Below are 8934 nucleotides of genomic sequence, written 5' to 3' on the forward strand. Positions count from 1 at the left end.
CTGCCACCACGCTCTTCCTCGCGGATCGGCTGCGTAAACCGCTGCTTGTGGAGGGGCCCGCGGGTGTCGGTAAAACCGAGCTCGCGAAGGCGCTGGCGACCGCGGTTGGCGCCGAGCTCATTCGGCTGCAGTGCTACGAAGGGCTTGATGAAGCTCGCGCACTGTACGAATGGAACTACAAGAAGCAACTGCTGCGCATTCAGGCCGGATCGGGAGACGGCGGCGCCGAGGGTTGGCAGCAGGCCCACGACGACATCTTCAGCGAGGAGTTTCTGCTCTCCCGGCCGTTGCTGACGGCGATCCGCCGCCAGCAGCCGACGGTGTTGCTCGTCGACGAGACCGACAAGGCCGACGTCGAGGTGGAAGGCCTGCTGCTGGAGGTGCTGTCCGACTTCCAGGTGACGATTCCGGAGCTCGGTACCATCAGCGCCATCCGCCGTCCCTTCGTCATCCTGACCTCCAACGCGACGCGGGAGCTGTCCGAGGCGCTCAAGCGGCGCTGCCTCTACCTCAACCTGGACTATCCCTCGGCCGAGCGGGAGAAGGAGATCGTGCTCTCCCGGGTGCCCGATCTCCCGGAGAGGCACGCCGAATCGTTGGTCCGGATCGTCCGCGCGCTGCGGGCGATGGAACTGAAGAAGGCGCCCTCCATCGCCGAGACCATCGACTGGGGTCAGACCGTGCTCGCGCTCGGATTCGACACGTTCGACGAGACCGCCGTCGCCTCGACTCTCGGCGTCGTCCTCAAGCACGCCAGCGACCAGGCCCGAGCCATCAGTCACCTCAAGCTCGGCGCGAACTGAACAGCCCGAGCCGAACCCATCGAACTGATCGAATTCATCGAACCGATTGCCAGCTGACGGCCGTCGCCACGGCCGCACGTCCACGAGGGGGCGCCGGCATGAATCTGCTGGACCGCACCGTCGATTTCACCGCGGCGTTGCGCCGGGTCGGTGTCCCGGTGAGCAGCGCTGAGACCGTGGATGCCGCCAGGGCCGTCGGCGCGCTGGGCTGGGCCGAGCGGGACGCCGTCCGGGCGGCATTCGCGGCGACCCTGTGCAAGCGGCCGCTGTACCGGCCGGCTTTCGACACTCTGTTCGACCTGTACTTCCCGCCCCGGATCGGGGACGGGGTGTCGCTGGACGACCTGGACGACCTGGACGACGACCCGGCCAGGGCTGCGAACGGCGCGGCGGCGAACGCCGGCGTCGATCCCGGCGAGCTGTCGCCCGAGCAGCTGGAGGAGCTGCGTCAGGCGCTGCGCGACCAGTTGCTCGACGCGCTGCGCGACGGCAACGACGAGGCGCTGCGCGCGCTCGCCCGGCAGGCGGTGAGCGCGTTCGGGTCGGCGCGCGGCAGCTCCGCCCGCTCGTGGTTCATCTACCGGGTGCTGCGGGTGATGTCGGCGGAGACCCTCATCGTCGATCTGCTCGCGGCGATGCTGGCAGATTCCGAACGTGGCGGACTCGCCGAACGGGCCGCCCGGCAGACCATTACCGACCGGATCCGCGGGTTCGAGGAGATGGTGTCCACCGAGGTGCGGCGGCGGATGGCCGAGGAACGCGGCCTCGATGCGGTCGAGCGCACCGCGGTGAAGCCGCTCAGCGACCAGGTCGAGTTCCTGCGAGCCTCCCAGCGGGACCTGGTGGAGCTGCGCAGGCAGGTCTACCCGCTCGCCCGGCGGCTGGCGACCCGGTTGACCGCGCGGCGCCGGTTCGGCCGTATCGGCCGGCTGGACTTCCGGCGCACGGTGCGGGCATCGCTGGCCACCGGCGGTGTACCGGTGGAGACCAGGCACCGCCCGCACAAGCCGCACAAACCCGAGCTGGTCGTGCTGTGCGACGTCTCCGGCTCGGTGGCCTCGTTCGCGCATTTCACCCTGATGCTGACCCATGCGCTGCGCGAGCAGTTCGCCAAGGTCCGGGCGTTCGCCTTTATCGACACGACCGACGAGGTCACCAGGTACCTGCGCGGCCTCGACCTCGGCGACATGATGGCCCGCATCTCCGGAGAGGCGGACCTCGTCTGGTTCGACGGGCACAGCGACTACGGGCATGCCATCGAGGTCTTCGCCGAGAAGTACCCCGAGGCGGTCGGTCCCAAGACGTCGTTGCTGATCCTCGGTGACGCCCGGAACAACTACCGACCGACCTCGGCGACCATCTTCAGGCGACTGTGCTCGCAGGCCCGGCACTCCTACTGGCTCAACCCGGAGCCGCGCAGCTACTGGGGCTCGGGCGACTCGGCGACAAACGTGTACGCCGAGCTCGTTGACGAGATGGTGGAGTGCCGCAACGTCGAGCAGCTCCAGGCGTTCCTCGGGCGGCTTCTTCCGTCCTGACGGGTCCCCGACCCCGGCCCCAGCCCCGGTCCCCAGGCTGGCTCCGGGACCGGCCTGGGGACCGGCAGGATCAGCCGCGGGCGAGGGCGGCGTCAACGATCGACTGTGCCTCCGTGATGACCTCGTCGAGATGTCCGGGGCCCCGGAAGCTTTCCGCGTAGACCTTGTAGACGTCCTCGGTGCCGGAGGGCCGGGCGGCGAACCAGGCATCGTCAGTGACGACCTTCACCCCGCCGATCGCCGCGCCGTTGCCCGGCGCGTGCGACAGCGCGGCGGTCACCGGCGAACCGGCGAGCGTCGTCGCGCTGAGGCTCTCCGGGGTGAGCGCGGCCAGGATCTTCTTCTGCGCTGGGGTGGCCGGCGCGTCGACCCGCCGGTAGGCCGGGGCACCGTGGACATCGGTGAGCTCCCGGTACAACTGCCCGGGGTCCCGGCCGGTGACCGCCGTCATCTCGGCGGCGAGCAGGCAGGCGATGATCCCGTCCTTGTCGGTCGTCCATACTGCGCCGTCGCGGCGCAGGAACGACGCGCCCGCGCTCTCCTCGCCGCCGAAGCCCAGGTTCCCGTCGGTCAGGCCGGCCACGAACCACTTGAAGCCCACCGGCACCTCGACCACGTTGCGACCGAGGCTCACTCCGACTCTGTTGATCATGCTGGAGCTGACCAGCGTCTTGCCGATCGCCGTCCCGGTCGGCCAGCCCGGGCGGTGGCCGAACAGGTAGGCGATGGCCGCGGAGAGGTAGTGGTTCGGGTTTAACAGCCCGGCCGTGCCGGTGACGATGCCGTGCCGGTCGGCGTCGGCGTCGTTGGCGAGGGCGACGTCGAACGAGCCGGCCAGCCGCACCAGGGAGGCCATCGCGTACGGCGACGACGGATCCATCCGGATCCTGCCGTCCCAGTCGGTCGTCATGAAGGCGAAGGTCGGGTCGATCGTGGTGTTCACCACGTCGAGATCCAGCTTGTACCGCTCGGCGACGGCCTGCCAGTACACGAGGCTCGCCCCACCGAGCGGGTCGACGCCGATGCGCACCCCGGCGCCGCGGATCGCGTCGAGATCGATGACGTCGCCGAGGTCCGCGACATAGGCGCCGACGTAGTCGTGGACCACGGCGGCGGCGCGCGCCTGCGGGTATGGCACCCGGGCCACGCCCGCGAGGCCACCGTCGAGCAGGGCGTTCGCGCGATCCTGGATGACCTTGGTGACGCCGGTGTCCGCCGGACCGCCGTGCGCCGGGTTGTACTTGAACCCGCCGTCGGCGGGCGGATTGTGCGACGGCGTGACGACGATGCCGTCGGCGAGGCCGCGCGCCGGGCCGGTCGCGCCGGTCGCGCCGGTGGTGTCGGTGGTGTCCGTCCTGCCCGTCCTGTTGCTTGGCGTGCGTTCGCGGTTGTGGCGCAGATCGCGTGCGAGATCACCGGGGTCGGGGTGGCCTCGCCGTCCGGGGCGATGCGTACCGTGACGCCGTTCGCGGCGAGGACCTCCAGGGCGCTCGCGAGCGCGGGCGCCGACAGTGCGTGCGTATCGATCCCGACGAACAGCGGTCCGTCGACGCCTGCCTCCTTCCGGTAGTCGCAGATCGCCTGGGTGGTGGCCAGGATGTGGTCGGCGTTGAAGGAGCCGCGCAGCGCCGAGCCACGATGACCGGACGTGCTGAACGACACCCGCTGGGTCGGATCGGCGGGATCGGGATGGATCTCGTGGTAGGCGGCGAGCAGGCCGTCAACGTCAACGAGATCCTCGGGGGCGGCGGGTTGCCCCGCACGCGGACTGGTCGGCATGGGCGGGACCTCCTTGCGGGGGGGACGGGGCCGGCCTGCGGCCTGTGGTCAGCCTAGCCGGGTGGGCCGTTCCAGGACTGGCCCGCTTGCGGCGGGCACGGCGGTGGGCGTGAGACCGATGAGCGTGAGGCGCTGGTGGGTGTGAGGCGCCGGTGGGTGTGAGGCTTTGTGGCACATCTCCCGCCGGGCTGCGCCAGACGGGCACGTGCGGTGATGCGGGGTTAGTGTCCGGTCGTGCGCCTCGGTGTCATGGGTGGGACCTTCGATCCCGTCCACAACGGGCACCTCGTCGCAGCCAGTGAGGTGGCCGCCCTGTTCGATCTGGACGAGGTGGTCTTCGTGCCGAGCGGGCAACCCTGGCAGAAGATCCATCGCAAAGTCTCCGCCGCCGAGGACCGCTATCTGATGACCTTCCTCGCGACGGCGGGGAACCCGCAGTTCACGGTCAGCCGGATCGAGATCGACCGGGGCGGCGCCACCTACACCATCGACACCCTGCGAGACCTGCGTGCGGCGCGACCGGACGACGAGCTGTTCTTCATCACGGGGGCGGACGCGCTTGCGCAGATCTTCACCTGGCGTGACCACCGCGAGCTGTTCGAACTGGCCCACTTCGTCGGCGTGAGCCGGCCCGGTTACCACCTCGCGCTGGACGCCGGCCTCCCGACCGGCGCCGTCAGCCTGCTGGAGGTCCCGGCGCTGGCGATCTCCTCGTCCGACATCCGGGAACGGGTTGGCCGCCGGGCGCCGATCTGGTACCTCACTCCCGACGGGGTCGTGCGCTACATCGCCAAGCGGCGTCTCTACCAGGGTGCTTCCTAACCCGCCGAGCCGTCCGGACGGGCCACCGGGCCAGGCGATATCTCGATTTTTCGGCCCGTCATGGACGCGAGGAGTGCCCTGCCCGCGCGTCGATGTGTCACGCTGGATGCAGCCGTCCGGCCCCGGACGGCGCGCGAGGCAGCCGAAGACGGATGCCTCCCGCCCGTCACCACCCTGGAGAACCCGAGCGTGACCGCTTCCCCGCGAGCCGTCGAACTCGCCCTCGCCGCCGCGCAGGCGGCCGCCGACAAGCTCGGCCATGACCTGCTCATCCTCGACGTGAGCGATCGGCTGGCCATCACCGACTGCTTCGTGCTCGCATCCGCGGGCAACGAGCGGCAGGTCAAGGGTATCGTCGACGAGATCGAGGAGCACCTACGCCGGCTGGGAGCCAAGCCCGTCCGGCGGGAGGGAGAGCGGGAGGGCCGCTGGGTCCTGCTCGACTTCGTCGACGTGGTGGTGCACGTGCAGCGGGACGAGGAGCGGGTCTACTATGCCCTCGAACGGCTCTGGAAGGACTGCCCGGTGATCCCGTTCGTCGACGCGGCGGTCGGGGTCGGGGTCGGTGCCTCCCCGGGGTCCACCGCGGCGAGCGGCGGCTCGGGCTCGGGGGTGGCCGGGCCCGGTACGGCGACCCCACGGTGAGGCTGCTGCTCTGGCGGCACGGCAGGACCACCTGGAACGACATCGGCCGCTTCCAGGGGCACGCGGATCCGCCCCTCGACGCCACCGGGCGCGCCCAGGTCGCCGCGGTGGCCCCGGTCATCCAGGCGATGCGCCCGGAACTCGTCGTGTCGTCTGACCTGCAACGTTGCCGGGACACCGCGGCGGCGCTCGGCGTGCCCTTCCGCTCCGACGCGCGGCTGCGCGAGATCGATCTCGGCGCGTGGTCCGGGCTGACCGCTGCCGAGGCGGCCCAACGCTTCCCCGCGGAGGATCGGGCCTGGCGGCGCGGGGATGACGTGCCCCGTGGCGGTGGCGAAACCTACCGGCAGGTGGCGGAGCGGGCCGGCACGGTCTTCGACGAGGTCCGGGCCGAGGGGTTTCCGGCCGAATGGGACGGTCTCGTCGTGTTTGTCCTGCACGGCGGTACTGCCCGGTCACTGATCGGTCATGTGCTCGGCCTCCCACCGGAGTTCTGGTGGCACTTCGGACCGCTCGCCAACTGCCGGTGGTCCGTCCTGCGGCTCGTCGAGGGTGGGTTCCGCCTGGTCGAGCACAACGCGGGGCCGCTGGCTGGTAAGGTCGGGACCGCCGGATCGGGACTAACCGAGACGCTCCTGCCGAGCCAGGGGGCGCCGACAGTAGCCGACACGGAGCCTGTACACTTGCCGAAGTAGTCCATCAGGACAGGTTTGGTGCCCGGGTGGGGTGCAAGACCGGATTTGCTCGGGTCTGATATAAAATGAATAGTAGTTGGGGCTGTGGCGCAGTCTGGTAGCGCATCACACTGGCAGTGTGAGGGTCAGGGGTTCGAATCCCCTCAGCTCCACCATGACCGGCTTACTCCAACCCCTGACCTCCGAGGTCAGGGCAAGGGGGGCCGGTCACGGACTCCGAGGCACGAGCGCCGTACTCATCCGTGGGTGCGGCGCTCTGCTGTGTCTGGCGAGTGATGCTCGCGCCGGTCCGGTTGACCTGGTAGACGCGGTACGCCTCGGTGAGGATGTCGAAGGGTTCCTTCATCTCGTGGCCCGTGATGCGGCCACCGTCCACGTAGAGGCGTGTGAAGAAGCCCCGGTTCAAGATGGATCGCACTGCCTCGTCACCGCGCTCGTAGGCCGCCTGTGGCGCTTCGAGCAGGGCAAGGGCGTGGTGGAAGACCTCACGTCCTCGGTCAAGGTGCTGTTCTGCCTGCGCCAGGGTGTCTTCGATCTCGCGGCGCTCGTGCCGGATGGCGTCGATCTTGGCGCGAAGCTTGTCCTTGGGCCACTCCTGCTCGGCCGCCAGGTCGAGAAAGTAGTTCTCCTTGTGGTCGAGGGCGTCAAGCCGCTTGGCATACTGGTCGCGGAGTGCGTCACTCAGCTCGTGGTGGTCGCTCACGGCTTCGTCTACGCCCGCGCGAACCTCGGCAAGCCACTCGGCCGGCAGGCTCACCGCGTCGCCGTAGTAAGCCACTACGGCGTCTTCCATGACCTCAACCGGTATGAACGGCATGTCGCAGAGCCCTTGTTGCCGTCCCCGGCAGAAGAAGTAGTAGTACTCCCCGCCGTGCCGACCTTCGGCGCGCTGGACGATGAACCGGTACTTGCAGCGCCCGCAGTAGAGCAGACCCTTGAGGTAGTGGTTGTGCGTGCGGTACCGCGTGCCGGAACCGGAGTGCGAGTCAAGGATGCGTTGTACGTGCTCAAACAGCTCTTCAGAAACCAACGGTTCGTGCCTTCCCTTGTACTCGATGCCCTCGTAGGTGACGTAGCCGAGGTAGTAGCGGTCCCGCAAAAGCTGTCGGAGCCGTTCCAACGAGATTGGCCCGCCCTTGCTCTTGCCGTTCATCGGCATTTGGAAGCCCGCGTGCGTCAGCTTTTCGCGGAGCGTAGCGACCGTTTCTTGTCCGGTCGCGAACAGCTCGAAAGCCATCGGAACGTAGTGCGACCGTACAGGGTCGAGCACGACGGTATTGACCTTGCGACCGTCGATGAGCACCTTATCGTTGAGATAGCCGATCTTGGCCCGGCCGATGGTGCCACCATTGCGCGCCTTGTTGGCCATCTTGATTTTGATGTCTTCACTGCTCATGCGAACTTGTAGCCAGTTGAATACGTCGGTGACGGCTTCCATAGCTTCCGCCATGATGCCTTCGCCAAAGTCTTCTTTGGCCGAGACGAGCTTCACGTCGAGCTTTTGCAGCGCGAGCTTCGTGTTGCCCGCGTCCACGTAGTTGCGGAACGCCCGTGACCGCATGTAGATGATGACGCAATCCACGTCGCGCTGTTCGTTGATGCGCTGCATCATGTCCCGGAACACGGGACGCTTGCTAATCGTCTGTGCCGAGTTGCCCGGCTCGACATACTCATCGACGATCACCGCGCCCATCTGCCGCGCCTTTTCGCGGCAAACCTTGCGTTGCGTGTCGATGGAATTGCCGTCAGGGTCAAGGTCGGCATCGGTGTCCATTTGACGCTTGGACGACACCCGCAGATACAGGATGGCGCGTTTTGATGGTGCCGTCACTGCGTCGCGGACTCTGCCGTTCAGCGACGCCTTGCTCATGATTTCTCCTCTGTGAAGGTGCGAACGAGATAGTTATCTCACTAAGCAGCGAGGCCGCATGGTTCGGTATTCATCGGAAGCGCCGGAACCTCGCTTCGGAAGTAACGCTCTATCGACCGCTCGTCGTCAAGGAAACCGAGGTATTCGAGTCGGATTTTCATAGCAGCGGTCGAGACGTTGAAGTGTTGGGCGAGTGTCGGTAGGTCTTGCAGACCGCTCGTCCATGCCTTTCTGACCGCGATACGCGGCATGAGCAGGCACGCGGCAAAGTAGTCGCAGATTTGCTCAATTTGCTTGTCGTGCTTCGACTTGTCCCCACCGCCGAGCTTGGCATAGTTCACGTCGCCGGTTGCGTGGTCGAGCACGTGCTTGAACTCGTGCGCCAGGGTGAACCGGCGTCGGCCCTCAACGTTGTCTTTGTTGACGACGATAAGCCAGCGGCCCTGTGACCAGTGCGAAAAGCCGGCGAGGTTCGGCATGCGGTGTCGCGGTTGCACACGCACTTCAATTTTCGGCAACTTGGCGATACGGGCCACGTCTACCGGCACGTTCGTTATGTTGAGAAGCTGCAAGAGCTTCGTTGCTTGCTGTTCGGCAAGTACGTACGCTTCATTGAGCGTAAGCGCCCGAGTGGGCATAAGTGCACGCAGGGTGCGGATGACATTGGTGTGTCCGTTCATGTTTCCTCCTTTCATGAATCGTCTTAGGTTGCTGGCGACTAGCACTCGTCCACCCGAGTGTGCTATCCAAAATACTGCGTTAGTCTTGGTTTTTGGCCCGCT

At 67.3% G+C, this 8934-nt stretch carries 7 protein-coding genes, 1 tRNA gene and 1 pseudogene; 6 read left to right on the forward strand and 3 right to left on the reverse strand.

What is annotated here, in order from left to right; translation table 11 throughout:
- Both AC08ON_RS12785 and AC08ON_RS12790 read left to right on the forward strand, forming a co-directional pair.
- Positions 1-803 (forward strand): AAA family ATPase (locus AC08ON_RS12785; RefSeq protein ID WP_476617047.1); only part of this gene is annotated, 803 nt, incomplete at its 5' end.
- A 98-nt stretch (positions 804-901) separates the two neighbouring features.
- Positions 902-2341 carry a vWA domain-containing protein gene (locus AC08ON_RS12790; protein ID WP_476607754.1) on the forward strand — a complete coding sequence of 480 codons (1440 nt, stop codon included), beginning with the start codon at positions 902-904 and terminating at the stop codon, positions 2339-2341.
- Between the two features lie 70 nt (positions 2342-2411).
- On the opposite strand, the pseudogene AC08ON_RS12795 reads toward AC08ON_RS12790, so the two are convergent.
- Positions 2412-4120: pseudogene (locus AC08ON_RS12795) on the reverse strand (phosphoglucomutase, alpha-D-glucose phosphate-specific).
- Between the two features lie 234 nt (positions 4121-4354).
- On the opposite strand from AC08ON_RS12795, the gene nadD reads away from it, so the two are divergent.
- The 4 genes from nadD to AC08ON_RS12815 all read left to right on the forward strand — a co-directional run bounded on the left by nadD (position 4355) and on the right by AC08ON_RS12815 (position 6437).
- Positions 4355-4942 (forward strand): nicotinate-nucleotide adenylyltransferase, encoded by a 588-nt coding sequence (gene nadD, locus AC08ON_RS12800; protein ID WP_476617048.1) that lies wholly within the window; start codon positions 4355-4357, stop codon positions 4940-4942.
- Positions 4943-5131: 189 nt separating this feature from the next.
- The gene (gene rsfS / locus AC08ON_RS12805) at positions 5132-5587 is read left to right on the forward strand and encodes a ribosome silencing factor (RefSeq protein ID WP_476607752.1); all 456 of its coding nucleotides are present in this window, start codon (positions 5132-5134) and stop codon (positions 5585-5587) included.
- Complete coding sequence (locus tag AC08ON_RS12810) at positions 5584-6282, forward strand: histidine phosphatase family protein (protein WP_476607751.1); 699 nt, start codon at positions 5584-5586, stop codon at positions 6280-6282. Before rsfS ends, AC08ON_RS12810 begins: the two co-directional genes overlap by 4 nt.
- Before the next feature lie 78 nt (positions 6283-6360).
- Positions 6361-6437, forward strand: a tRNA-Ala gene (locus tag AC08ON_RS12815).
- Positions 6438-6445: 8 nt separating this feature from the next.
- On the opposite strand, the gene AC08ON_RS12820 is transcribed toward AC08ON_RS12815, so the two are convergent.
- Together AC08ON_RS12820 and AC08ON_RS12825 are read right to left on the reverse strand one after the other, a co-directional pair.
- Positions 6446-8152, reverse strand: a complete 1707-nt coding sequence (locus AC08ON_RS12820; protein ID WP_476607750.1) for a recombinase family protein — start codon at positions 8150-8152, stop codon at positions 6446-6448.
- Positions 8153-8193: 41 nt separating this feature from the next.
- On the reverse strand, positions 8194-8832 hold the full coding sequence (locus tag AC08ON_RS12825; RefSeq protein WP_476607749.1) for an ImmA/IrrE family metallo-endopeptidase: 639 nt from the start codon (positions 8830-8832) through the stop codon (positions 8194-8196).
- Positions 8833-8934: the final 102 nt, after the last annotated feature.

This window comes from Frankia sp. CoWAU3 (genome assembly GCF_977971855.1).